We start from the raw sequence: 23,021 nt of genomic DNA on the forward strand, positions 1-23,021 counted from the left end.
TTACCGTAGCTCGCCAGCCGCCGAGCTGCCCAAACTCACTGGTCGCTGAGGTGCTCGAAGCGACCTGCCTTACCCTGGCAAAGATAAAATAGTTTCGATGGTATTAATATCGAGGTTTACGCGCTGCGAAATTTCTTCGGCTGTCCAGCCGAAAGTCGACAGCTTGCGCACCATGTCTTTCTTGTCACCTACGCCGGCGGGTGACAGGGTTTTTGTAATGGTAACTTTGTTGGTCGATTCTTCATCGAGCGCTTTCATGAATTCTGAAAGCTGGCGCACCTTCGATTCTGCATTCTGTTCGATGCGCTCAATCTGCTGCACGCTGGTCGACATGGCCTTGCGCAGTTCTTCAAATTGCTTGTTGAAGGCGATTATCTGGGTCTTTTTCTTCTCGATATCGGTCATCAGGTCTTCGATTTCCATGAAGCGGCCCTGAATCGATTGCAGTTCTTGTTCGTTCTTGTGCAGACCAACCATCTGGTCGGTGATTGTATCGAGTTGATCTTTCAGCAGGTGCGAACGCTGTTCGACGCGCTGAAAAAAGCCATTGAGCTGCGCGATGCCTTCGTTAAGTGAGTCAATATGCTTGTCTTGTGCTTCAATTTTGTCGATAGTTTTCTGAATCAGGCGGTTCTCGTCGATTAGATTCTGCATCAAGACGTCGGCTTTGCGGCGCTCGTCGTCGAGCTTTGCATAATGCGCTGAGAACTCGTCGAGGTTCGACTGCAGTTTCTTGAGCTGTACAGATTTGCCTTCGATTTCGTTCTGCATCGACAGCACGAAGTTGATGCTCTCTTCGAGGCGATCGACCTTGTCGCGCTTCTCTTTGAGCATCAGCAGCTCGGTTTCGAGCTTCGTGCGCATTTCTTTCAGCTCTTCGACACGCTGGTAGACTTCGCCCAGAACCTGATTTTTGCTTTCTGCCTGCTCGATTTTCTGCGAAAGTTCACGAACCAGATTGCGCATGTTTTCGGCAGATTGTTTGCTCTTCTCAATGCTCAGCCCTTCTGCCTTCAGTTCGCGCAGAGCCTCTTTGAGATCTCGTATTTCTTGCCCGGTTGACCTGGTCTCTTCGACGATTGCCGCGTAGACTTCTTGCTGGTTTTCTTGAAATTCGCGAAAGGTTGAAGTTGTGTCTGACTTCATTTCCATGAGGCGATCCATCAGCTCATTGACTTTGCCCTTGAAGTCACTCACTGAATCAGCTGAGAGGTTCTGCAGCTGTTGTTTGTGCCGGTTTTCGCGCTCGCTGAGTTCGCTGTCGAAAAGTTTGAGCTGCTGGTCGTTCGTCTGGCGCATTTCGTTTTCAATGCGGCGCTTTTCGCTTTGCAGATTTTCGATGAGGCTCTCTTGCGATGTCTCGAGGCTTTTCTTCATGTCGAAGAAGCGCGCGATATTCAGCTCGATTTTCGAGCTGAATTCGTTCTCTTTTTCTTCGATGCGGGTTTTGAATTTCTGCAATGCGTCGGCGAAAGAATTCGCTGATTTTTCCTGCGCTTCTTCGATGAAATGTTTTGCGTGGCCGAGCCGGTCTTCGAGTTCGGCGTCCATATCGCGCATTAGTTCAGCGCGGCTTTTTTCAATTTCGAGAGTGTTCTTGTGCAGGGCGTTGCGCGCATCTTTCACAATCTCTTCGAGTCGCGCCTGCGCGCTTTCAAAGTGCCGGTCTGCATCGGCGATCTTGTCGCGCAGGTTCTTGTCGAGGCTCGTGAGGTTCTGCATGAACTGGCGTTCGCGTTCGCCGAGCTCTTCGCGGTAGTCGTTGAGCCCTTTCTCTGCCGCTTTCTTGAGTTCTTTCAGGTAGTTGGCGAATTCTTTTTCGGTGTTCTGAGAAATATCAGCTACCTTCGTTTCGAGGTGCTCGCAGCGCTCTTCTGTCTGCTGAACGATCTGCGTGACTTCAGCCTGTACTGAACTCAGTTTTTCGCGCAGCATGCCCGACTCGCGCAGTATTTCATCTTCGATATCGCTGAAGAGTTCACGTGAAGCGGTTTTGATTTCGCCCAAAGCCTTGTGCAGCTCATTCTGCATTTCTTCAAGACCCCGGGACCGTGTCGTCGACAGCGTGGTCGTGATGCTTTTGTTCAAATTTTCGATCTCGTCGAGTTTGTTCGAAAGTTCGCTCTCGCGGCGAGAGGCTTCTTGAAACAGCGTCTCACGCGCTCGGGCATACTGGTCGTTGAACTCTTCGATGTTCTTCTGTATCTTTTGCGCTTCGCTGCGCGCCGACTTGATAATTTCGTCTTTCTTCGCAAGCGCGTCGAGGTCGAGATTCGAAATCTGGTCGCGAATGCGCTCTGCTTCTCCCGCGATTTCATGGAACAGCAGCGAGCGCTGTTGTTCGAGCTCTTCGCGAAACACGTGCAGCTTTTTGCGCATCGTGTCTTCGGTGCCACTCAGCGTGAGTTTCAGAGTTTCGAGTTTCTGCGCCTGTTCATGCATGTCGCGCAGCAGGTCGTTCTTGATGTCCCGAATCATGTCGGGCACTGTGACTTCGAGATTCTTCTCGGCTGAGAAAATGCGTTCTTGCAGGTCGGTGACCGCCTGAATCTGGGTGTTGATGCGGTTCTCGATATTTAGAGTAAGGTCTTGCGCGCTCTTCTTTAGGTCGATCTCAAGTTGCTCATAGCTGTGCTCAACCTCGCCCTTGAGGTCGACGTGGCGCGCCATGAGGTCGTCACGCAACTCGCCCTGCATGCGCAATGTTTCGTTGGTGATCTCTTCAAACTTCTTTTCGAGTACGGCTAGAATTTCGCCCGACTTGTCTTTGAGGGCTGCCTGAAAAGCATCGATCATGTTCGCAGCTTCGTCGTCGACCTGCTTCACATGATCTTGCAGCTTTTTGATCTTTTTCTGCTGCTGGTCAATTTTCTCGAGCGAGTCGTTAATGAATTTCAGCTGGTCTTTCACTGAACGCGTGGTGTTATCGAGCGACTGCAGCTCAGTATCCATCACGCGAAGGCTTTGGCGGGTGCTTTCAACCGACGTCAGATCGGCTCGCGCCTGCTCGAGTTTTTCGCCGAGCGCGCCCAGGTACTTGTCGGCGTTGATGAGCAACGAATCAAAGCGCACGGTTGCGTCTTTCAGTTCTTCTTTTTTCTTGAGTGTCAGTTCTGCGAGTTCGCGTTCTGCCCTTTCAGCGATTGCCTTGATTTTCTTGAGGTTGACGTTAGATTTGTCGAGCCGGCGAAGAAACAGGGTGAAGAACACCGATGCCGCTACCGGTAGGGCGTACTCGAGCATATTATGTCACATTATTATGTCGCATGTGGTTCTACAAGCCTTTTTTAAAAGGAAGAGACTGGTAAAACTCATCTATCCTCATCATGCGTGCATAGAATTTATCGCGTCTGCTTCTCGCAGAAAAATTTCAAAAAAACCAGACAGGCGTGTGAGTTGAAAAACTTTGTTCACACCGGGGCTCAGCTCGGCAAGTTTCAACTGTCCGCTGCGTTTTTTAACCTCGCCGAGGGTAGCCAGCAATGCGCCTATACCCGTCGAGTCTATATATGAAACCTGAGCCATGCTCAGAATCAGGTTCTGCGCTCCGTTATGGATTGCGTCGAGCAGCGTAGACTTCAGCTCGCCCGCGTTGAATAAATCCACTTCGCCGCTGACCCGCATTATTGTATAGCCTGATTTACTTTCAGATTCGATTCTCACGTTGGGTGCAGTGTCTCAGGGGCAGCGAAGAGGGCCGGTTTGCTGTGTCAATAATTAGTTGATTGGCGAAATATAGAATAATATGCGGTCACATGCAAATGAGGATTTCGAGCCTGCTGCCGTTTCTGGCGCTTGCGGCCGCCATTTTCGCCGAAGAACCCTGGATTCGATCTCTCGAAAAGGCAGGCATAGTTATTGAAACGCGCAAAGTTTCCGGGTCTGATTATAAAGAATTTCGAGCGACGATGAGAGTCAATGCGAGTCTGCAAAAATCCCTCGCTGTGATGCAAGACTTTAACGGCTACAAAAGCTGGATGAAAGACTGTAAAGAGTCGCGCCGCCTGGTCGAGCTTTCTCCCTCCAGTGGCATCGTCTATTCGCTGCAATCGACGCCCTGGCCTATATCTGAGCGTGAGGCAGTCGTGCGCTATAGTTACCAAAAGACCGCAAAGCCCGCGACTGCATTAATCTGGCTCGCCGCCGCACCCGATGCGCTGCCACCGACACCCGGCAAAGTGCGCATCGCTAAACTCAAGGGTTACTGGCGATTTCGCGAGCTCGACGCCGGCCACACCGAGGTAATTTATTCGATGCATTCTGAACCGGGGGGCAGCCTGCCGGGTTGGGCCGCTGCTGGTATGGTTGCGCATTTGCCTTTCGAGACGTTAAAAAAACTGCGCGAAGTTCTCGAGAGGTAGTCTGCTAGAGGCCCACTACCGCCACCGCCATTTTTTCTGGGCTGTGTTTTGCCGTTTTTTTCGTTTGTGCGAGCAGCATCGACATCTGATCGGCATCGGCTGTCTGGCGACCCGGCTTCAGTTCAATGATCGCGGTGCTGACCGTCAGCAACGGTAACTCTGCCGCTTCACCGCTACGGTCGATCGTTTTATATGTTTTTTTCACCCGCTCTTCGTGCGAAAAAAATGGCAGAAGCTCCGCTTCGAACTGTAGTCGCACAGCATCGGTTACAGATTGCAGGTTAATCTGCTGATGCAATGACGCATTCAGGCCCAGAAAAAAATCATCGCCGCCGATATGCCCGACGAAAACTTCTGACGGCACTACCTCGCGCAATATGCGCGCGAAGATCGTAATCGCCCTGTCGCCCTGCCTGAAGCCGAAATGGTCATTGAACGGCTTGAAATGATCGAAGTCCATGTAGGCCATGAAGCCGTGCGCGGCAAGGTCGCCGAGCAGGTTGTCTGCAAAGGCGTGTATCAACCGGTTACCCGGCAATCCGCTGAGCGGGTTCGTGTCTCGTGCGGCCGCAATCTGCTTTTCGTTGATGACACTCAAGAGAGACTTTGCATTCAAGAACCCGAAGTATTGCATGTCTTTGACGAATATAACACCTTCACTTTCGGGGTTGTTGATAAATATTTCGAGTATCTTTTCTTGTGGAGTGTTGACGTCGGTTACGGGGTTTCGCGTGATGAATGATCTGAGGCCATGCGTCACAGATTTATTCGCGAGAAGTTCGCGACCGAAGGGCGAATAGATATATTTCTTGAGATCGCGCTCGTGTATTATCCCCAGAGGGTAACGATTCGAGTCGACAACTGGTAAGAAGTTGTAGGTCACTTGGTCATGAAACATGTCGAGCAGACTGCGCACATCTGCCGTGACATCTATCGGCTCGATGCGCAAAATGCTGCGCTTCAAGAGTTCAGCGTCTTCTTCTTGCCGCTGGTGTAACGGGGCTTGTTTCTGTATTGTCTCAGCGTAACTGCCGCGCAAAAGACGAACGTCAGTTTGCGGCCTCTCGACAATAAAGCCTTGAATCAGGTCGAAGCCCATGCGGCAGCAAACCTGAAGTTCTGCTTCGGTTTCAACACCTTCGGCGATCGTCGTTACACCCTGCACTTTGCAGAGGTTGACGATGTGCGAACAAAGGTTGCGTTTGCGCGCATCAGATTCAATATTCGAAATCAAAAACCGGTCAAACTTCAGAACATTCGGTTCAGAATGGTAAAAGAGTTCAAAGCCCGCATACCCGGCACCAAAATCGTCGAGTGCAATCTTGATGCCACGGCTTTGCAGATTTTTGACGAACGCATTGAGCACGGCATTGGAGCCGATTTCATATTTTTCGTTAATCTCAAAGCAAATCTGGTCGCAGCTCAGGTCAAAATTTGTCATGAGCCTTTCGGTCACGCCCGGTCGGTAGTCGGGCATCTGCAGAATGCGTGGGTCGTAATTGTAGAATAAGATGAGCTTCTGATGAAAGGGCAGCTGTTTGAATTTGGCGATCGCCAGCTCTCGCAGTCTTATATCCGCAAAAAACAGAGCATTGTCATGGTAGGCCGCATCGAACAGATCTTTAGGCGTCTCAAAGCCGAGCGGCCCGAACCCCCTGACCAATGCTTCGACCCCATAGAGGCTGCCGGTGCTGGCATGCACGATTGGCTGCAGCGCAAAATCAAGCTGCTTAATCAGGTGACGCCAGCGCGAAAACCCGGCGGCGGCGTCAGGTATCGGGCCGCGGTAATTATGCTCTGGGCCAGCCGTATTCTCAGAAGCGCGCAGATCCATATATTTCGCCAATCGACGAAATAAGGACTGAGTGAAAACCGTTTGCTTGGCCCGTGCAGTTTCTGCGCTGATTGCACTTTAAGAATAAAATTTCACTTTATCGGCCAGTGCCTCACGCGGGGTGTGAAAGCGGTTTAGCTCTGGCTCGGCGAGTGGGTACCCGAGACTCAGCCCCACGAGCACCTTCTGCTCTTCGGCGAGACCGAGTTCTGCGCGCACCACTTCGGGTGCAGCCGACAATGCCGCCTGTGGGCAGGTGCCAAGCCCGTGTTCGCGCGCGAGCAGCATCACCGACTGCAGATAGCAGCCAATGTCGATGCCGACGTAATAGTTCATTTCAAAGTTGCTCGTGATAAAAACGGCTACCGGTGCGTCGAAGAACTTGAAGTTGTCGACCATGAACTGGTCGCGTGCCGCTTTATCTTTGCGGTCGATGCCCGCGACGCCATAAATTTTCATGCCGAGATCGAACATACGGCGCTTGGCGTCGGCAGGGTAAACGGCGGGCCAGGCGATGTCGGGCTTGAGGTTGCCGGCAATAGCGGCTTCGGTCAGCAGCGTCGCAAGCCTGCTGCGCTTTTCGCCCGTGACGACGTGTACCTGCCACGGCTGCGAGTTTTTCCAGCTGGGGGCCCGAAGGCTCGTTGTGAACAGCGCATCGAGTTTCGCCTGTTCAACTGGGCGCGGGTCAAAGCGGCGAATGCTGTGCCTTGTGTTCATCGCTTCGCTGACACTCGCTGCGGCGCCGGTGATTTCTTTCAGTTCGACAGTTTCCGTTTCCATTCTACCTCCGCCTGATTTTGGCTTGACGCTCGGCGTCGCCATACAGACAAGTCTGTCTGTTCAGAGGGGTCGATGCCGCCGTCAATGAAAAAAAGCTCCACAGCTACCCCGGCCAAAGAAAGGCTGCTCGCGACTGCGGCGCGCCTCTTCGAAGCGCAGGGCTATGAATCAACGGGTATTAACCAGATAATCGCCGAATCTGAGACCGCAAAGGCCAGCTTTTACGACCATTTTCCCTCGAAAGAGCTTTTGGGGCAAGAATACCTCGCCCGTTATGGCCGCAAACACCTCGAACTTCTCGGGCTGCTGATGCAGCGCTCGGCGACCCCGCAAGATTTTATTGCTGCATGGGTTCGCCTCATCAGGCGGCAGAACCGCTCGGGTGTGTTCTATGGCTGCCCCATGGCGAATCTGCGCGCGCAAATCGGCATCGGGTCGCCGGCGCTGGCAAGTGCAATCGCATCGCTCGCCGCCGATACGATTGAAGCGCTCTCTGGCTACCTGCGCGCATTCTACGGCGAGAAGGCTGGCACGGCAAAGCATGCCCGGGCAGTAGCAAGGCGGATTTTTCAAATTTACGAGGGTGGCGTGCACGTCTGGCGGCTCACCGGCGACGACGCTGCGCTCGACGATATTGAGCCTCTTTGTCTTGCTATACTTGACCGCGATTGCTGTTGACGCGGTGTCTCAAAGCCGCTTTTCGACTCGATACCGCGGGATGTAGCGCAGCGGTAGCGCACTTGCTTTGGGAGCAAGGGGTCGCTGGTTCAAATCCAGTCATCCCGAAATTAAAAGCGCCAGACAGAGGTCTTGCGTGATACGCGCACGTAGCTCAGCTGGATAGAGCAACAGCCTTCTAAGCTGTGGGTCAGGGGTTCGACTCCCTTCGTGCGCACAGCCGAAGTGAGCATTTGACTGTTGGCGCACGCAGCACCGAAGACGGAGCAGTGGCGTTTCGATGAAACGCCTTAGCTCAGCTGGATAGAGCAACAGCCTTCTAGGCTGTGGGTCAGGGGTTTAGCGCGACAGGATGTCGCAAAGTCTGCGCGGCCACGGATGGCCTGGCGCAGACCGACTCCCTTCGTGCGCACATGAATCTTTTAGCGACATCGAAACGCATCGCGTTTCGATGTCGCTAAAAGAAAAATTCGGTGGTCGTAGCTCAGTTGGTAGAGCGTCAGATTGTGATTCTGAATGTCGCGGGTTCAAGCCCCGTCGATCACCCATAGCTCATCGGAGCGTTGCGCGACCTGTCACCAGTCCGTGACTAACGCAACCGAAAGCAGCGCAGCGCTTTAGCAGCAGTTTGCCGAAGCAAACTGCGAGGCTTTCGGTTGCGGCGCTTCGATGGGCAGAAAAGTAAACGCTCTTGCCAGGTGCAAAAGCGTTTACGCGACAGCGAGCGTGGTGAAATTGGTAGACACGCGGGATTTAGGTTCCCGTGCCGCAAGGCGTGGGGGTTCAAGTCCCTCCGCTCGCACAGGAAGTGCGCGGGTCGGCAGCTGGCACGAGGCCATCGACGCTGACGACCGCTCGCACATGACGTGCGCGGGTTGTTGGCTGACACGATGTCATCTAGGCCAGCAACGGCTCGCACAACGCAACCGCGGGAATAGCTCAGTGGTAGAGCACCTCCTTGCCAAGGAGGGGGTCGTGGGTTCAAGTCCCATTTCCCGCTCAATTCAGATTCGTTTATGAATTGCGCGAACGTGTCTCACTTCTCAGAGTGGGGCTGCAAGTCATGAACTGGCAATCGTTGAAACATTCATCTTTTAGATATTCATTGACCCAAGACCGTTTGCTGGCAGTCGCTGCCAGATTCATTTGCGCATTTCTGTGTGTCGCCTCGCTAGTAAGCTGCGGAGGTGACGACAAGCCTGCGGGCATCATCACAATACCTTTAAAATACCGCGCTGAGATTCTCGACCCGCTTTATGCAGTCGATGAATCGACGGTGATGGTGGTGAATTTTCTACACCGCCGGCTGTTCGCGTACGATGCCGATGGTCGCCTAGTTTCAGACCTGGCAGAAAGTGAAAGCCTCGCTGGCCGGGTGGTGAGAGTGAAACTGCGCCATGGCAGCGCAACGGCCGACGACGTGGTTTATGCGCTGCAGCGGGTGCAGAAAGACGCCAACCAAAGCTGGGTAATGGAGCAGATTGCCGCGGTACGAAAAGTGGGTCCGCTTCTAATTGAGATTGAACTGAGCAAGTCGCCCCGGCCGGCGAGTGCAGATTGGCAGATGGCGCGCATTAAACTGACGCTGCCGCAATGCGCTGTATTCGTTGCAGCAGAACACCGTAAGGGCAATGGCTTCGTGCCGTTCACGCGCTACCGTATAGAGTCGCAGACCGGTGACCGCATCGTATTTTCGACGACCGATGGTTCGCCACGGCTCGAGTTTCTCGTGATGCCCGACGAGACAGCGCGGTATTTCGCTTTTCGCGAGGCGCGGCTCGACGCCTACGAGGCGCTCGGTATTCACCGCAAGCTACCCTATGATGCCGATATTTATGAACCGCAGACGATGCACGACCTGGTGGTGCTATACGCTGCATTTAATGTGAGTGCCCCTTCGGCATTGGCCCAGCCGGGGCTGAGGCGGGCGATTAACCTGGCTTTCGACCGGCAGGCAATCTGCCAGAAAACGCTGCTCGGTGCCTGTTCGGGCGCAGACTACCCCGTACCGGCCGTGCTGTCGCCCCCGCCGGGCCGGGCTTTTCCACCGGCGGGTGACTATGTTTTACCTCAGACAAAAGAGACGGTGACGCTCTTTACACTGAGCGACAAAGAGCGCATGCTGATTGCAGAATACATGCGGCACGTTTTCGCGAAGTTTAACATTCACCTTGAATTTCGCATCGTCGATCTGCCGAGCATGGTGCGTGAAAGCAACAAAGGCACGCGCGGTGTATACCTCATGAAATGGTCGGCGGATTATCCACACGCAGAAAACTTTCTCATGCCGCTGTTCCATTCGCGTAACGCGGGTATTGGCGGCAACCGTGCGCACTTCAAAGACCAAAAGCTCGATACGATGCTCGACAGATCGGGATATTCGGCCAGAGAAGTCGACGATATTCAGCAGCGGCTGCGCGAGTTGTCACCTTGGCTTTTTATCGGCTTTCAGAACATGCAGTTTTACCGGTTGAAGAAATCGCGCCTGCGCATACCCAGAATATTTGCGGGCTGGGGTGAGCGCGCTATCAGCGAGCCGGTACGCTAGGCTGAGGCGACTCTTTGGCTTTTTTCTCTTTTTTCGCCTTTTGCTCTTCGCCGGCTTTCTGCGCTTCGCGCAGGTCATTTTCAATCTTCTGAAGAATCGCAAGCATTCGTGGGTAGAGGTCGGCAGTGATGTAGCCTGCGTTGAATGAACTCAGAACGAACGTGTCGCGCGGTCTGACCAGGGTTTTGTCTTGCTGCAATGCCATGCCGCCGGGCGGTTTGGTATCGGGCGCGAAAAAGGCGTAGCGCGACACGAGAGTGTCTTGCTTGTCTGTCTGTTTAACGCTGACCGAGCCTTCGATCGCGGGCAGCACTTTAATACCGAGGCCCACTGACTTTGCGATATCGGCGAGCGCAGCGTTCGGCGCGGGTGCATCGATTGCCAAAAGCGCATTGATGCGCATCGCCTGCAACAGCTGTGCATATTCGGCTGCATGCGATGGTTTGATGCTCAGCAGCTTTTCAACATGCCACACGTTTATCTTGCGGTTACCTTCATCTTTGACGAGCATGCGCAGCTTGAGTGTGCCACCTGTCTTTTCACGCAGCAAAGGGTATTTTTCAAGCAGCACCGGCGACACCTTGAGATCAACAGTGTCGATGCCCTCGTTGCCATAAGGGTGTAATGATTGCTCGCGCTGGGCAAAGATATTATTCAACAGGCGGCGCACGGTGTAATCGGGGCCAATGACTATCTGGTTCTTCTGCCGGTCGAGCAGGTAACGCCGCGTGTCGCCCTGGCTGGCGGCGCCGATGCAGAACTCTTTTGTGTCGGCTTTAAACTGCAGTTTCAGCTGGTTTGGGCAATTTTTAAATCCGTATTCTGTTTCTTTCGCCTCGGTGATTGCTGACTCGTATGGCAGCAGAAAATAATAATCAGGTGCTGCCCAGTCGAGTACAATAGTCTTCACGAGCGAACTCGCATAAAACCGCTTGAGTTTTGAGAGGTCGGCGACCCGTGCCATGAGACTCTTGTCAGTGGTATTGAGTTCGCGCACTTCGATGCGATATACCGGCTCTTTCGGTTTCAGTACATTTTCTTCTTTGAGGATATCGTAAGCAACGGAAACCTTTTGCTTGTCGCCGAGCTGCATCTCGCCTTGATACGAGATTGCGACGAGTTGGTCGGCTGGCCGGGTGTAGTATTTCTGCAATTCGCCCGATTTTTTGGCTTCAGGCCAAAAGAGCGCCAGCAACAATATGACAAATGAACCCGCAAAGAGCAGAGCAATGCGGTTGCGCAGTATAAAATTCATGGTGTAGTTGCCTCAGGTGTCGCGGGTGATTCGGGCGGTACCGGTGTTGTCACGGGTGGGTTTACCGCATTGGTTTCATTTGCCGGTGGTACTTCGGGTGTGGGCTCGGGTGTACCCGATGGATCAAAGTCTTGGGGTTCGGTACCACGTACAAAGGGTTGGTCGAGCACTTCGTCTTCGCACGCGCCGGGAAATTTCGATAAGAGCCCAGTTGCCGGGCAGAACGATTTTTTAACAACCTGGCTTTGGTCAAAGAGTTCGGCAAATGGTTGTGGTTTGTTGGCTGCGGTGCGCGTCGACTTAAGGTAATCGGCGTAACGCGGGGCGCAGAGGCCGCTACCTGAACGGCCGGCGCCGAGCGTTGTGTTGGCATCGTTGCCTACCCACATGACTGTCGCTTCGTCGGCGACCAGCCCTACAAACCATGCGTCGATATATTTTGACGTGGTGCCGGTCTTGCCCGCCACTTCAAACGCAAGCCGACCTTCAGAATTTCTCAGAACCTTCATCGCGGGCTCGGCCGTGCCGCCGCCGCCGACGACTGCCTGCATCAGGGTGATTGCGACGTAGGCGGCGGCTGGGTCCATGATTTGCTGTGGTTCTGCGGGTTCGGGGGCTTCCCAGATTTGCCGACCCTGGTTGTCTTCAATACGCAGCAGGTCGCGTGGTTCGACACGTCGGCCACGGTTGAGCATTGTCGCATACATCTGCGCCAGTTGAAGGGGCGTGAACGATGAGCTGCCTAGCGCAACGCCGAGTTCGCGGGGTATCTTCTTCTCGACGTCAGAATAGGGAATCTGCAGAATCTCGTGAATGAGCGAGCGCAGGTCGTCGAAATCGAGTTTCTGCAAAACGCGAATCGCGGTCGGGTTGCGGCTGAGCTTTAAGGCATCGCGCACGGTAATCTTACCGAGAAATTTGCCGTCGTAGTTCTGGTAGTCTTGCAGCGGCTCGTCGGCGATGAGCGTCGCCGGCGTAATGACCTGCTTCGCGAGGCCCAGATAAAACAGCAGAGGCTTAATCGTTGAACCGATTTGCCGGTCAGCCTTTAGCGCACGGTTAAACTGGTTTTGCTGTGAGAACTCCGCACCACCGACCATGGTCAGAATGTACCCGGTTTTGGGTTCAATGCTGATAAAGGCCGCGTTCGTCGTCGCGAGGGCGCGTTCATATTCTTGCACGCGGGCGGCGTTTTTTTTCTTGCGTGCGCCTTCGAGCAGTTTCTCGTAATGTTTCTTTTGCAGTTCGACCGCCGCCTTCGCCGAACGCTGCGCAATCATTTGCCGGCCAAGGTCGAGTGTCGTGAAGATGCGCAGCCCGCTGCGGTTCAGCGCGTCTTGCGTGAACTGCGTTGCGAGCTTCTGCCTCAGGTAATCGAGAAAAAACGGGGCATAGTTTTTTCCGGTGAGCCTGTCGGGAAAGTCAGCGATTGCCGACTGTTTACTCTCTTTCGTCGCGATGCGCCATGCCTGAAAAAACTTGCGGCGTTCGTTGTTGATCTTCTCTGGCGCAAGCTTACCCACCGCAACGAGTGCCTGCATGACCACCAGCTGGCGTTCGAGAAAGCGCGGCAGATCGGTGATCGGCGAATAGGCCTTCGGGTTGGGTATAATGCCCACAAGGCTCGCCGATTCGCCGGGCGTCAGAGCGCGTGCCGATTTATTAAAGTAGAACTGCGCGGCGGTCTCGAGACCATACATGCCATGCCCCATATAAATGAGGTTGAGGTACATTTCAAGAATTTCTTGTTTCTTGTATTTCTCTTCGATTGCCTGCGCGCAGAAAAATTCGAACAGCTTGCGGTCGAGTGTCTTCTCCTGGTTGGTAAAAAGCACCTTTGCCAGCTGCTGCGTGAGCGTCGAGCCACCCTGCACAAAGCGCAGCCGCAGCGTGTTGCGCACGATCGCGCGCAGAATGCCCGCGTAGTCGATGCCGTGGTGTTCATGAAAGCGGCGGTCTTCACTCGCGATGAGCGCCTCGACCAGGTGTTTCGGGTAATCTTCGAAATTGAGCAGGCTGCGGCGCTCGGTGTAGAATTCGCCGATGAGTTTGCCATAGCGGTCGAAAACCTTTGAAGGTATCGCGACTGCGCCCGGTTCAATCGACGCGACGGTATCTTGCGCGATGGCACCGCTGCGCAGGCGGTCGAGCTGCTGCTTATAGAGCGTCAGCTTCTGCATCACGGCGGCTTCTTCATCGACCCAGCGGTTGTGCGCCAGAAACACACGCACCCCGAAATAGAGTGCGAGCAATATAAGATAGTAGCGAATTTTACCGCGAATGAAAGTCTGATAGAAGCGGCGCATAGTAAGTACTATGGCAGGGCGGCGTTAACGTCTGGCGAGAAAAGAAAAATTTGAATTAGCTTAAAGATTTTGCCCGCAGGGCAAAATCTTTAAGCTTTAATTGAGGTAACTTGTAGCTTGTGGTAAGACTGGCGATGGCCCCACTTGCGGTGGTTGTGCTTCTTCGTGCGATAGAATACGCCGACGATTTTTGGGCCTTTGACTTCTTCAACGACTTTGGCTGTCACCGAAGCGCCTGACAAGAATGGTTGGCCAACTTTGATCTGGCCATTGCCGCTGACAGAGAGCACTTCATTGATGGTGAGGTCTTTGCCCGGTTCGGTTCCCGTGAGTTCAGCGAAAAAAACTGTGTCTTGAGCCACCCGGTATTGCTTGCCACCGACTTGAATTACTGCCTGCATGACCGTCATTTTGGGGCGCCGAGACATGCGGTCAAATCAATAGTGGTACCTCAGCCCGCAGCCGGTTGGGGCTGCGCGGCAGGTCGCCAAATTCGAAATTTTAGGGCTATAGCAAAACGACGAAATTCGGGAAAAGCGGGCCTCAGCCCGTTCATATAGCGATTTACGCTTCGAAAATCGCGGAACTTTTCCTGAATTTCGTCGTTTTGCGACCTGCCGCGCAGCCCCTGCGCCCCGGTCAGAATAATTGGCTGTACAGACTACAGCGGCTGCCACAGCCTGCAGGCTGGTTTCGCATCGAAATCCACCTGAATGCGCAATTAGACAGGTGGGTATGAAGCCTCAGGGGGATCTATGAAAATTCTGAAAATATTCGGCCTTGTCGTGGGTCTGGCCGTGCTGCTGATACTGGCAGTTGCCGCGTTCAGCAAAAAAGAATATTCTGTCGCGCGCGATGCGACCATCAACCTGCCGAAAGACAAGGTTTTCGCGTATCTGCTGCAGCTTAAAAATCAGGATAATTTCAGCGTCTGGGCCAGCATGGATAAAGACATGAAGAAAACCTACCGGGGCACCGACGGCACGGTTGGCTTTGTCTCAGCCTGGGACAGCGCGAAAGACGATGTCGGCGCCGGGGAGCAAGAAATCAAAAAAATTCTGCCGGGCGACCGCATCGACTATGAGCTGCGGTTCTTGCGCCCCTTTGAATCAAAAAGTGACGCTTTTCTGAAAACCGAGGCGGTTGAACCCAACAAGACGAAGGTCACCTGGGGGTTTAGCGCAAAGATGCCTTACCCGATGAACCTCATGTTGCTTTTCACTGACATTGAGGGCATGATCGGCAAAGACTTTGAAACGGGCCTGTTGAACCTGAAGCTTTTGCTCGAGCGCAAGTAACCGCGCGCCACCGATTCACGGCGCGCCCGCGAGCGGTTTGGTGCTGCCGATGAGTTCGAAATACCGAGCCTTCTCGAGATACATGTCGGCGACGCTGTCACCGGGATTAATCTCGATCACCTGGCGAAACATCGCCTGCGCATCTGCAAAACGACGCTCGTGAAAACTCAAGAAGCCGCGTTCGAAGGCGCCGCGGGTTTTGTCGAGCATCTCGATCTGGTAATCGGGCATGCCGTCGAAAACCTGTAAAACAGTCACGGGTTGTTCTTTCCCTTTCACTTTAACCCGGGCGATCACCCGCGTCATGTACACGGTCGGGTCGGCAAGGTCATGAAACACACTTTCGCTGATCAGCACATCGGCGTCGAATTTCTTTGTTAAGGATTCAATACGTGAAGCGAGGTTTACTGCATCAGAAATCACCGTCCCGTCCATACGCTCTTGCTCGCCGACTGTGCCGAGCATCAGCGCCCCTTTATGAATACCGATGCCAATACGTATGGGGTCGTAACCCGATTTCATGCGGTGGTGGTTATACTTGCGCACGGTCTGCTGCATCGTAATTGCCGCCTTAAGAGCCGACTCAGAATTTTCAGGAAACAGCGCCATTATGCCGTCGCCCATAAATTTGTCGATGAAGCCATCGTGCGCGCGAATGATCGGACTCATGCGCTTGAGGTAAGAGTTGAGAAATTTGAAGCTGTCGCGCGGCGTCATTTTTTCTGAGAGGGTGGTGAAGCCGCGAATATCTGCGAACAGCACCGTCATGTCGCGTTCTGTGGCATCGCCCAGCGTGACCTGTTCGACGCTGTCGCGGTCGAGAAGCTCGAGCATTCGCCTTGGAAAAAAACGGCTATAGGCGTCGGTCAGCCGCTTTTGCTTGTCGAGCGCCTGTTGCTGAATTCGCTCTTTGTCTTTTTTGAGCACGTTAATGCGATCGGCCAGTGCGAGCGAAAGCAAAATCACTTCAAGCGCGCTGCCGACAAGCATCGCGTTGACGAAGAAAGGGTTAGGGGGCAGCACGCCGCGCGTCGTCAGCGTAAATACCACCGTACCTGCAAGCATCACGATCCAGGCGGCGAGAAAATACCGGGCTGGTTTGTAATCGCGCCACCACGCCAGAACGGCGCTCGAGAGCAATGCGAGCACCCAGGGTATACCGAGTACGTTGGCTATCCTCACTGAGGTACCGGGGTCGAGCACGAACGCGCTCAAGGCAACGCCGGTGCCGGCTGCGCCTACTGCGTGTGCGGCCAAATAGAGTGGCCTTGAAAGTTGTTTCAAATTGAGAAACAGCATCGCGAAGATGATGCCAAAGCTCATTGCACTGCCCGCGAATATGGAAAACGCGCGGTTCTGCAGCCAGGGGCTCGCCGGCCAGAGAAGCTGGTACGAAATACCGTTGAGTGTGCCGGCAAGTATCGCAAATGAACCGATATAGCAGCAATAGAAGAGATATGCCGGTTCGCGCAGGCTAAAGAACAGAAAAAAATTGTAGAAGAACATTACGGCGATGGTGCCGAAAAACATGCCCAGAAAATACTGCGAGACATGGTCGCTTTCGAGAGCCTGCGTCGCATCAGCGAGCGTGAATGCCAGATTGACGCTGCCCTTGGTCTGCAGGCGAATGTAATACCAGTCTGTTGAGCGCGGCGTTATCCAGAACGAAACCAGGCGGTGTTTCACGTCGCGCCGCGCGAAGTCGATCATATCGCCCTGGGTGTTTTCATCGTAGCCGTTTTTTCCCGGTTCGTAGAGCGTGACGTAGTCGGTCATCGCGTAATCATGCCTCAGCATCAAACGCTCGGCGGTGGGTGTGAAGCGAAACCGCAGCCAAACAGGTTTTACGAAGAACCCGAGGTTGGCCTTATCTGCACTCGCAAACGCTGAGTCTGGCAGTTTTCGCACGGTGGCAAGCGATGCCTCCCCGGTTTCGTCTTTGTAAAAATCCATCGACGAGCCCAGATTCAGCTGTTTCGTGCCAGTGCCCCAATCGATGGGCGATGTTGCAGCTGCAGCAGTTTTGCCTGCCAGCAAGCCGATCATCAGCATCTTCACCAGATTGAATTTCTTCATGCGGTAGACCCTTGCGCAACTTGTATAGCCAGCGCGGTCAGCACTCTGGTAAATTTACGCCTGAAATGGCAAGCGATTTGGCGCCCACCGGCCGGCCATTCTCAGGCCGAAGCGCAGTTTCACACCGGAGGCCGCACACCGCTTTACGCGGTGTCTGAACCTCATTTCATGCCGTATGAAGCTGAGTCAATTTACCGCGCACCCCTGGCATGGTGTCGCGATTGGCGACGAAGCCCCGAGCGTTGTCACAGCTTTTATTGAGATCGTGCCCTCAGACACGATCAAGTATGAAATCGATAAGGCATCGGGCCTCATGAAAGTTGATCGCCCGCAGAAATATTCATCGCTGCCGCCGGCTCTCTACGGTTTTATTCCGCAGACGTATTGCGACGAACGCATTCGCGCGCTCGCGAACGACAAGAAAGTCACCAGTGGTGACCATGATCCGCTGGATATCTGCGTGATTACCGAACGAAGCATCGGCAGCAACGGCTTTCTCGTGCGCGCCCGCACGATCGGCGGGCTAAGGCTCATTGACGAACAAGAGGCCGACGACAAGATTATCGCGGTGATGGCTGATGATCCGATTTACGGCAGCATCGAAACGCTGAAAGATGCACCGCAATCGCTTATCGACCGCATTCGCCATTACTTTCTTACCTACAAAGATTTTCCTGGCCAGAAACGCAAAATTGAAATGGGCGAAGTTTATGAACGCGACGTTGCCTGTAAGGTCATCGAAGCTGCGGTTGCAGACTACAAGGCGAAGTTTCATTACTAATGATCAGTCTGCAAAACCTCGGCATGTCTTACGGTGAGCGCGACCTCTTCACCGGGGTTTCGCTGCAGCTGAACGAGAGCACGCGCTATGGTATCACCGGGGCGAACGGCTCGGGTAAATCGACACTGCTGAAAATTCTCGCGAACCGCGATGTACCGAGCGAAGGCAAGATTGATGTACAGAAAGGTACGCGCATCGCCTACCTCGAACAGAACCTGCCACTCGATTCTGGCGAAACCGCGATACAGATCGTGATCGCCGGCGACGAAATTTTATCCAAGGCGCTCGCTGAGCGTGACAACCCCAACGCCGACCCGGCGCATGCCGGCGAGGTCGAAGAGATTATCATGTCGCGCGAAGGTTACCGCGCCGAAGCCGAAGCGGCCCGCCTGCTCTCGGGTTTGGGTCTGCCCGACGAAGTACACAATATTCCCGCGAACAAACTTTCGGGCGGCCAGCTGATGCGGGCCCTCTTGGCGCGGTCGCTTTTCGCTAAAGGCGAGGTGCTGCTGCTCGACGAACCCACCAACCACTTAGACATGCCGGGCATCAAGTGGCTCGAGAACTATATTCTCAACGAGTTTCAGGGCACTCTGCTTTTAATCACGCACGATCGCGGGTTCTTGTCGGCCCTGTCAGAGCAGATTTTGGATGTCGACTACAAGACAATCACGCTCTTCAACATGAACTATAATCGCTTTGTCGGCGCGCGCACGCTCGCCGCCGAGCAGAAAGAGCGCGAAGCTGAGGCGGCAAAAAAGAAAATCGCCGAACTTACCGAGTTTATCGACCGCTTCAAAGCCAAAGCGTCAAAGGCGCGCCAGGCGCAGTCACGCGTCAAACAGGTAGAAAAGATTGAAGTCCCCGAGATTATCCCATCTTCGCGGCGCAAACCCTCATTTAACTTTCGCTATGAGCGCGAATCGGGCCGCGATGTGCTCAACATACACGGTGTTTCTATGCAGTTCACAGAAACACCGTTGTTTCAGGGTGCGGAGTTTTTGCTCAGAAAAGGCGACAAGGCGGCAATTGTCGGCCCCAACGGTCATGGCAAAACGACGCTGCTGAAAATCATCGCAGGCGAGCTGACACCGAAGTCGGGTTCAGTGCAATTCGGCCACGAGGTACGCATGGGTTATTATGCGCAGGTACACGAAGAGCTGCGTAAACTCGGCGAGCCGCTGCATGAACATCTGCATACGCTGCACCGCGAAAAGGCGGTCAAAGACGTGCGCGGTTCGCTCGGCCTCATGCTGTTTGAAGGCGATGAACAGAAGAAGAAACTCTCGGCGCTTTCGGGCGGCGAGATGGCGCGTTTCGTGTTCGCCGACTTGATGCTGCAGAAACCCAATTTTCTCGTACTCGACGAACCCACGAACCACCTTGACATCGAGGGTATCGAAGCGCTCGAAGACGCGCTCGCGGCGTATCAGGGCACCGTGCTCATGGTGAGCCACGACCGGGCATTTATCAAAAAGGTCTGTAACCGCGTATTCGAACTCAAAGACGGCACCCTCAAAGAACTCAATGCCGGCGTGCGCGCGCTCGACGACCGTGAAGATGCTGAGGCAAAGGCGCCGCCGACCGCTCGCCAAAAGGCCGAAGCTGCCGCAGAGTCAGACCGCCAGCAGGCGAGCGCCGAAGCGAACCTCAGCTATGAGCAGCGTAAGCGCCTCAAGAGTGAAGCCGGCAAAGCGCAAACCCGCGTGAAACGCCTCGAGCAAGAAATTGCCGACCACGAAGCGCGCATTCAGGCGCTCGACGCGCTCTTCGGTGACGGCGGCCAGTTGCAGTCGCTTTCTGCCGATGAACTGCGCACAAAGACCGAAGAGCGGGCTCAGCTGCAGAAGCAGCTCGAAGAACGCCTCGCTGAATGGGAATCTCTGGCTTCGTGATTTGACTCGGTTGAAGTTCAACTGCGTTCAAGCGTTACTTCAAGAGTTGCCTCAATCCGCCTGGCGAAAAGATCGTCGTGTGTGGCGAACACCACAACGCCCATGAAGCGGCGTAGAAAGTCGGCCACCGCGAGCCGGCTTTCGAAGTCGAGACCCACCTCAGCCTCGTCAAAGAAACAAAACCCGGGAGTTATTTTGCCTGCGGTGGCGAGCAGAATCTGCAGCCTGATTCTTTCACCTGCGCTCAGATTCGCTTGTCTATCGAACACTCTTTCGCCTCGGTAACCATAGCTGCCGAGAAGGCGGCGCAGCTCGCATTCGCTGAAGTCAGGCAGTTTCTCATGTGCCAGCTGCAGCAGACTGCGCGGCTCGTGAGAAACTTCTGTTTCTGCTCTGAGTAGCATCGATTCGTGTTTCGAACAGGCGACGGTACCGCTGCTCGCCAGTTCGCGCCCGCCTCTGAGGTGTCGAATCAGCAAACTCTTGCCTGCTCCGTTATGGCCATTGAGGCGAATGCGGTCGCCGCCGGTGGCGCTGAAGCTCAGGGGTTTTCGCCACACCGGGCGGCCTCTCTCAAGGTAAAGCTGCAGATCAACCACCTCGAGTCTCGCATGTCCGCTGAGCGGCTTTTGCCATGCACCCTGAAATCGCAAGTCGAGCTGGTGAGAAATCAGGGTGCGTGTATTCTTGATGTTCGCTTCAAGTTCAGTGATGCGTTCTTTGATTCGGACCTCAATTTTTCCTTAAGTTCTTTCGGCGTTCCGTTTCATGAGCCCCAGCGCCACACGGGGAATTCCCGCATTCGGTGCACGGCGGGCAGCGTTCTCACTGCGCTTCTGCTGCCGTTGGAGGTTTTGCTGTAGCTGCAACCGCTCACTTTTGGCGAGGCGCTCAGCCCGGTTGGCGGCGCTTTCTGCCACCTCACGTTCATGCGCCAGCTGTTCACGGTAAGCGGCGTAGCCTGAATCGAACACGCGCACTTTTTGATTTTCGACGTGCAAAATACGCGTCGCCAGATTCAAAAGGGCGCCGTCATGCGACACCATCAAGACAAGTTGTCTGCGCGAAACCAGGTGCCTTGTCAGCCAGCGGCGGTAGGCAGCGTCGAGGTGTGTTTCAGGTTCGTCGAGCAGCAAAATTTCAGACGATTGCTGTAAGGCGCTTTTTAGCTGCCGCATCTTCTGTTCACCACTGCTGAGTCTTTCATGCGCCTCGGCTGGTAGGCCATGATCCAGCGAGGTGCATAGCGCCGTCGGTGCAACGACCAGCTCGCCGGCGCTCGGCAGAAGTTCGCCTGCGATGAGTTTTAAAAGAGTCGTCTTACCCGCACCATTTGGCCCGGCAATGGCATAGATGCCCCGCTGGAGTGTCAGGTGGATTGTTTTGAGAACAAGCCTTTCGGGCGCGTAGCCAAAGCTCACGCCGTGTAGTTTTATATAAGTCATATCTGCTCCTGTGAATCGAACGCCTCGATACGAGGCGCGGCTTTACGTGGGGGAGCAGATTAGCGCATACGCGCAGCGGGTGGCTGCACGCAGATTATAACAAAAATCTTTCAGGGCGGCAAAAAGTTATAGCGTTTGGCAGGTGCTTAAAGCCCTGCCAAATGTGTCGCTACCCTTCAGCCTCAGCCCGCGCCTTGATCACCTTCATGATGTTTGATTGAATCTCGCTCATCAGAAAATTACTCCAGATGCGGGCATAGAAGTTAAAGTGCGTCGAGATGCGGTGCTCGCTGTAGAGCACGAGATCGACTTCACGATCGTTGATTTTACGAATTTCGTACGTGCCAGACATCACGTCAAAAAAGGCACCGCCGACAGTGACATGCTCGTCGAGTGTGGTGAGTGGAGTCAGATTCGGGTCGGCCTTGATGGTGAACCCGAGCTTTTCATTGACCTTCCAGTCGGTGACCGTTTCGACGAATTGCAGCCCACGTTCGAAGGTGGCGAGTCTTGTTTGCCCGACACCGTCACCTGAAAGCACAGCCTCTATCGGGCGGGGAAACCCCAGCGTAAAGAAGACACTCTCTTGCGGCTCGGTGATTTTTTCAACGCGCACGATTTTGCGCCACACGGTCTCGGGTTTTGCTTTGATACGCAGCGTATTCGAAACGATGCGCTTTTCTTGCGGCAGGTCGATCTGTCTTTCGAGCAGCGAGAGCGGCATCGGCAGAACCATAAAAGCGACAAAGATCAGGTTTTTTTGGCGCACGTTGATGATGATGCGCATCGCCAGGCCACCGAGCGCCGAAAGGCCCATCACAATGGGAAAAGCCATAATCAGGCAAATCGTGCCTTCCCAGCCGATGACCAGCGACACCATCAGGCATAAAACTGCCGGCAGCATCGGCTCGAAAATCGACAAGACAAAGTCACGCAGGCCATCTCGCTGCCGCAGGTAGACGTGCAGCATACCCACAGCAAAGGGTACAAAAAAGACGAACCCCAGAGTCATCACCATAAAGCTGCCATTGCCAAACTTATTGCCCTCGTCTTTCGACATGAAGCGCATAAAAATCTGCGCGCTCGTGCCGTAGGCAATACCGATCACGGTCGCGATCAGCATCGAAAGTGACATCGGCTTCATTTTTGCAGTCATAGTGCATCCGCGTTTTGCCCCAGAGCGCGTCAATAAGTCTAGTGCCTGAACTGTACCGATTTGCCAGAATGCCAATTCGGCTTGACGTTGCGCTTTTGTATCACCGACTAAACTCATGGAAGAGCGTGCGGCAAACATTTCGAAAGAGATGACTCTGCTGAAAGAGCGCATGCACCAGCACCAATATAAATCCACACCGCAGCGCGACGAGATCGCCGACTGGGTGTTTCGCACGCATGAACATTTTACCGTCGAAGAGCTGATTGCGAGCTTTCGCGAAAAGGGAAAGAAGGTCTCACAGGCGACCGCGTACCGTGTCATTCAAATGCTGCTCGACCTCAAACTGATCGAAGAGCACGATTTCGGCAAAGACTACAAATTCTATGAGCATACGCCCGGGCACGATCACCACGACCACATCGTTTGTATGGATTGCGGCAAGATTATCGAATTTGCCGATTCGAGTCTTGAAACGTTAAAAGAGAAAATCACGCTTAAGAATGGCTTTCGCATGAAAAAGCACCACCTCACGATCTACGCCGAATGCACTACCTGCCCGCCCGAAAAGCGCGTGCTGACGCGGCGCGAGACCTGATGCATTTTAC

At 54.1% G+C, this 23,021-nt stretch carries 18 protein-coding genes and 6 tRNA genes; 13 read left to right on the forward strand and 11 right to left on the reverse strand.

Annotated features, from left to right (window positions below; all coding sequences use genetic code 11):
• Positions 1-69: 69 nt before the first annotated feature.
• Both TURPA_RS08820 and TURPA_RS08825 read right to left on the reverse strand, forming a co-directional pair.
• Positions 70-3,243, reverse strand: a complete 3,174-nt coding sequence (locus TURPA_RS08820; protein ID WP_014802956.1) for a SpiroCoCo family coiled-coil protein — start codon at positions 3,241-3,243, stop codon at positions 70-72.
• 81 nt (positions 3,244-3,324) lie between these two features.
• Positions 3,325-3,663, reverse strand: a complete 339-nt coding sequence (locus TURPA_RS08825; RefSeq protein WP_014802957.1) for an STAS domain-containing protein — start codon at positions 3,661-3,663, stop codon at positions 3,325-3,327.
• Positions 3,664-3,761: 98 nt separating this feature from the next.
• Between TURPA_RS08825 and TURPA_RS08830 the strand changes: the two genes are divergently transcribed.
• A complete protein-coding gene (locus TURPA_RS08830; RefSeq protein ID WP_041948419.1) occupies positions 3,762-4,361 on the forward strand; it encodes an START domain-containing protein in 600 nt (199 codons plus the stop codon).
• Positions 4,362-4,365: 4 nt separating this feature from the next.
• On the opposite strand, the gene TURPA_RS08835 is transcribed toward TURPA_RS08830, so the two are convergent.
• Positions 4,366-6,195: a GGDEF domain-containing protein gene (locus TURPA_RS08835; RefSeq protein ID WP_014802959.1), complete on the reverse strand. Its 1,830-nt coding sequence runs from the start codon at positions 6,193-6,195 to the stop codon at positions 4,366-4,368.
• A 78-nt stretch (positions 6,196-6,273) separates the two neighbouring features.
• Positions 6,274-6,978 carry a nitroreductase gene (locus TURPA_RS08840; protein ID WP_014802960.1) on the reverse strand — a complete coding sequence of 235 codons (705 nt, stop codon included), beginning with the start codon at positions 6,976-6,978 and terminating at the stop codon, positions 6,274-6,276.
• Between the two features lie 84 nt (positions 6,979-7,062).
• Between TURPA_RS08840 and TURPA_RS08845 the strand changes: the two genes are divergently transcribed.
• From TURPA_RS08845 to TURPA_RS22540, 8 genes are all read left to right on the forward strand, one after another.
• Positions 7,063-7,656, forward strand: a complete 594-nt coding sequence (locus tag TURPA_RS08845; protein ID WP_041948420.1) for a TetR/AcrR family transcriptional regulator — start codon at positions 7,063-7,065, stop codon at positions 7,654-7,656.
• A 36-nt stretch (positions 7,657-7,692) separates the two neighbouring features.
• Positions 7,693-7,764 (forward strand) — tRNA-Pro (locus TURPA_RS08850).
• A 35-nt stretch (positions 7,765-7,799) separates the two neighbouring features.
• Positions 7,800-7,873, forward strand: a tRNA-Arg gene (locus TURPA_RS08855).
• 75 nt (positions 7,874-7,948) lie between these two features.
• Positions 7,949-8,065 (forward strand) — tRNA-Arg (locus TURPA_RS23395).
• A gap of 64 nt (positions 8,066-8,129) precedes the next feature.
• Positions 8,130-8,202, forward strand: a tRNA-His gene (locus TURPA_RS08860).
• 174 nt (positions 8,203-8,376) lie between these two features.
• Positions 8,377-8,458, forward strand: a tRNA-Leu gene (locus tag TURPA_RS08865).
• Between the two features lie 126 nt (positions 8,459-8,584).
• Positions 8,585-8,656, forward strand: a tRNA-Gly gene (locus tag TURPA_RS08870).
• A gap of 63 nt (positions 8,657-8,719) precedes the next feature.
• Positions 8,720-10,204, forward strand: a complete 1,485-nt coding sequence (locus TURPA_RS22540) for an ABC transporter substrate-binding protein (RefSeq protein ID WP_014802962.1) — start codon at positions 8,720-8,722, stop codon at positions 10,202-10,204.
• Here the strand turns inward: TURPA_RS22540 and TURPA_RS08880 are convergent.
• The 3 genes from TURPA_RS08880 to rplU form a co-directional block, all read right to left on the reverse strand.
• Entirely contained in the window at positions 10,185-11,459 is a 1,275-nt protein-coding gene (locus TURPA_RS08880; RefSeq protein ID WP_014802963.1) for a hypothetical protein, read from the reverse strand. The two genes, TURPA_RS22540 and TURPA_RS08880, sit on opposite strands and share 20 nt — an antisense overlap.
• The gene (locus TURPA_RS08885; protein WP_014802964.1) at positions 11,456-13,765 is read right to left on the reverse strand and encodes a transglycosylase domain-containing protein; all 2,310 of its coding nucleotides are present in this window, start codon (positions 13,763-13,765) and stop codon (positions 11,456-11,458) included. The genes TURPA_RS08880 and TURPA_RS08885 overlap by 4 nt, the downstream gene beginning before the upstream one ends.
• Before the next feature lie 89 nt (positions 13,766-13,854).
• The gene (gene rplU / locus TURPA_RS08890) at positions 13,855-14,166 is read right to left on the reverse strand and encodes a 50S ribosomal protein L21 (RefSeq protein WP_041949152.1); all 312 of its coding nucleotides are present in this window, start codon (positions 14,164-14,166) and stop codon (positions 13,855-13,857) included.
• 354 nt (positions 14,167-14,520) lie between these two features.
• Here rplU and TURPA_RS08895 point away from each other — a divergent pair, with 354 nt between their 5' ends.
• Complete coding sequence (locus tag TURPA_RS08895) at positions 14,521-15,063, forward strand: SRPBCC family protein (RefSeq protein WP_014802966.1); 543 nt, start codon at positions 14,521-14,523, stop codon at positions 15,061-15,063.
• A gap of 15 nt (positions 15,064-15,078) precedes the next feature.
• On the opposite strand, the gene TURPA_RS08900 is transcribed toward TURPA_RS08895, so the two are convergent.
• Positions 15,079-17,139 carry a 7TM diverse intracellular signaling domain-containing protein gene (locus TURPA_RS08900; RefSeq protein WP_014802967.1) on the reverse strand — a complete coding sequence of 687 codons (2,061 nt, stop codon included), beginning with the start codon at positions 17,137-17,139 and terminating at the stop codon, positions 15,079-15,081.
• Positions 17,140-17,314: 175 nt separating this feature from the next.
• On the opposite strand from TURPA_RS08900, the gene TURPA_RS08905 reads away from it, so the two are divergent.
• Complete coding sequence (locus tag TURPA_RS08905; RefSeq protein ID WP_014802968.1) at positions 17,315-17,920, forward strand: inorganic pyrophosphatase; 606 nt, start codon at positions 17,315-17,317, stop codon at positions 17,918-17,920.
• The gene (locus TURPA_RS08910; RefSeq protein WP_014802969.1) at positions 17,920-19,815 is read left to right on the forward strand and encodes an ABC-F family ATP-binding cassette domain-containing protein; all 1,896 of its coding nucleotides are present in this window, start codon (positions 17,920-17,922) and stop codon (positions 19,813-19,815) included. The genes TURPA_RS08905 and TURPA_RS08910 overlap by 1 nt, the downstream gene beginning before the upstream one ends.
• A gap of 17 nt (positions 19,816-19,832) precedes the next feature.
• On the opposite strand, the gene TURPA_RS08915 is transcribed toward TURPA_RS08910, so the two are convergent.
• The 3 genes from TURPA_RS08915 to TURPA_RS08925 form a co-directional block, all read right to left on the reverse strand.
• Positions 19,833-20,375 (reverse strand): ATP-binding cassette domain-containing protein, encoded by a 543-nt coding sequence (locus TURPA_RS08915; RefSeq protein WP_014802970.1) that lies wholly within the window; start codon positions 20,373-20,375, stop codon positions 19,833-19,835.
• Between the two features lie 183 nt (positions 20,376-20,558).
• A complete protein-coding gene (locus TURPA_RS08920; protein WP_014802971.1) occupies positions 20,559-21,260 on the reverse strand; it encodes an ATP-binding cassette domain-containing protein in 702 nt (233 codons plus the stop codon).
• Positions 21,261-21,429: 169 nt separating this feature from the next.
• Complete coding sequence (locus tag TURPA_RS08925; protein ID WP_014802972.1) at positions 21,430-22,416, reverse strand: SRPBCC family protein; 987 nt, start codon at positions 22,414-22,416, stop codon at positions 21,430-21,432.
• Between the two features lie 115 nt (positions 22,417-22,531).
• On the opposite strand from TURPA_RS08925, the gene TURPA_RS08930 reads away from it, so the two are divergent.
• Complete coding sequence (locus tag TURPA_RS08930) at positions 22,532-23,011, forward strand: Fur family transcriptional regulator (RefSeq protein ID WP_014802973.1); 480 nt, start codon at positions 22,532-22,534, stop codon at positions 23,009-23,011.
• The last annotated feature ends 10 nt before the right edge of the window (positions 23,012-23,021 follow it).

The sequence above is a fragment of the Turneriella parva DSM 21527 genome, from assembly GCF_000266885.1.
GTDB classification, from domain to species: Bacteria; Spirochaetota; Leptospiria; order Turneriellales; family Turneriellaceae; genus Turneriella; species Turneriella parva.

Bases quoted from the DNA above. Each gene is read 5' to 3' on its own strand.
- TURPA_RS08820 (WP_014802956.1), bottom strand. From the start codon at position 3,243: ATGCTCGAGTACGCCCTACCGGTAGCGGCATCGGTGTTCTTCACCCTG.
- TURPA_RS08830 (WP_041948419.1), top strand. From the start codon at position 3,762: ATGAGGATTTCGAGCCTGCTGCCGTTTCTGGCGCTTGCGGCCGCCATT.
- TURPA_RS08835 (WP_014802959.1), bottom strand. From the start codon at position 6,195: ATGGATCTGCGCGCTTCTGAGAATACGGCTGGCCCAGAGCATAATTAC.
- TURPA_RS08840 (WP_014802960.1), bottom strand. From the start codon at position 6,978: ATGGAAACGGAAACTGTCGAACTGAAAGAAATCACCGGCGCCGCAGCG.
- TURPA_RS08845 (WP_041948420.1), top strand. From the start codon at position 7,063: ATGAAAAAAAGCTCCACAGCTACCCCGGCCAAAGAAAGGCTGCTCGCG.
- TURPA_RS22540 (WP_014802962.1), top strand. From the start codon at position 8,720: ATGAACTGGCAATCGTTGAAACATTCATCTTTTAGATATTCATTGACC.
- TURPA_RS08880 (WP_014802963.1), bottom strand. From the start codon at position 11,459: ATGAATTTTATACTGCGCAACCGCATTGCTCTGCTCTTTGCGGGTTCA.
- TURPA_RS08885 (WP_014802964.1), bottom strand. From the start codon at position 13,765: ATGCGCCGCTTCTATCAGACTTTCATTCGCGGTAAAATTCGCTACTAT.
- rplU (WP_041949152.1), bottom strand. From the start codon at position 14,166: ATGCAGGCAGTAATTCAAGTCGGTGGCAAGCAATACCGGGTGGCTCAA.
- TURPA_RS08895 (WP_014802966.1), top strand. From the start codon at position 14,521: ATGAAAATTCTGAAAATATTCGGCCTTGTCGTGGGTCTGGCCGTGCTG.
- TURPA_RS08900 (WP_014802967.1), bottom strand. From the start codon at position 17,139: ATGAAGAAATTCAATCTGGTGAAGATGCTGATGATCGGCTTGCTGGCA.
- TURPA_RS08905 (WP_014802968.1), top strand. From the start codon at position 17,315: ATGAAGCTGAGTCAATTTACCGCGCACCCCTGGCATGGTGTCGCGATT.
- TURPA_RS08910 (WP_014802969.1), top strand. From the start codon at position 17,920: ATGATCAGTCTGCAAAACCTCGGCATGTCTTACGGTGAGCGCGACCTC.
- TURPA_RS08920 (WP_014802971.1), bottom strand. From the start codon at position 21,260: ATGACTTATATAAAACTACACGGCGTGAGCTTTGGCTACGCGCCCGAA.
- TURPA_RS08925 (WP_014802972.1), bottom strand. From the start codon at position 22,416: ATGACTGCAAAAATGAAGCCGATGTCACTTTCGATGCTGATCGCGACC.
- TURPA_RS08930 (WP_014802973.1), top strand. From the start codon at position 22,532: ATGGAAGAGCGTGCGGCAAACATTTCGAAAGAGATGACTCTGCTGAAA.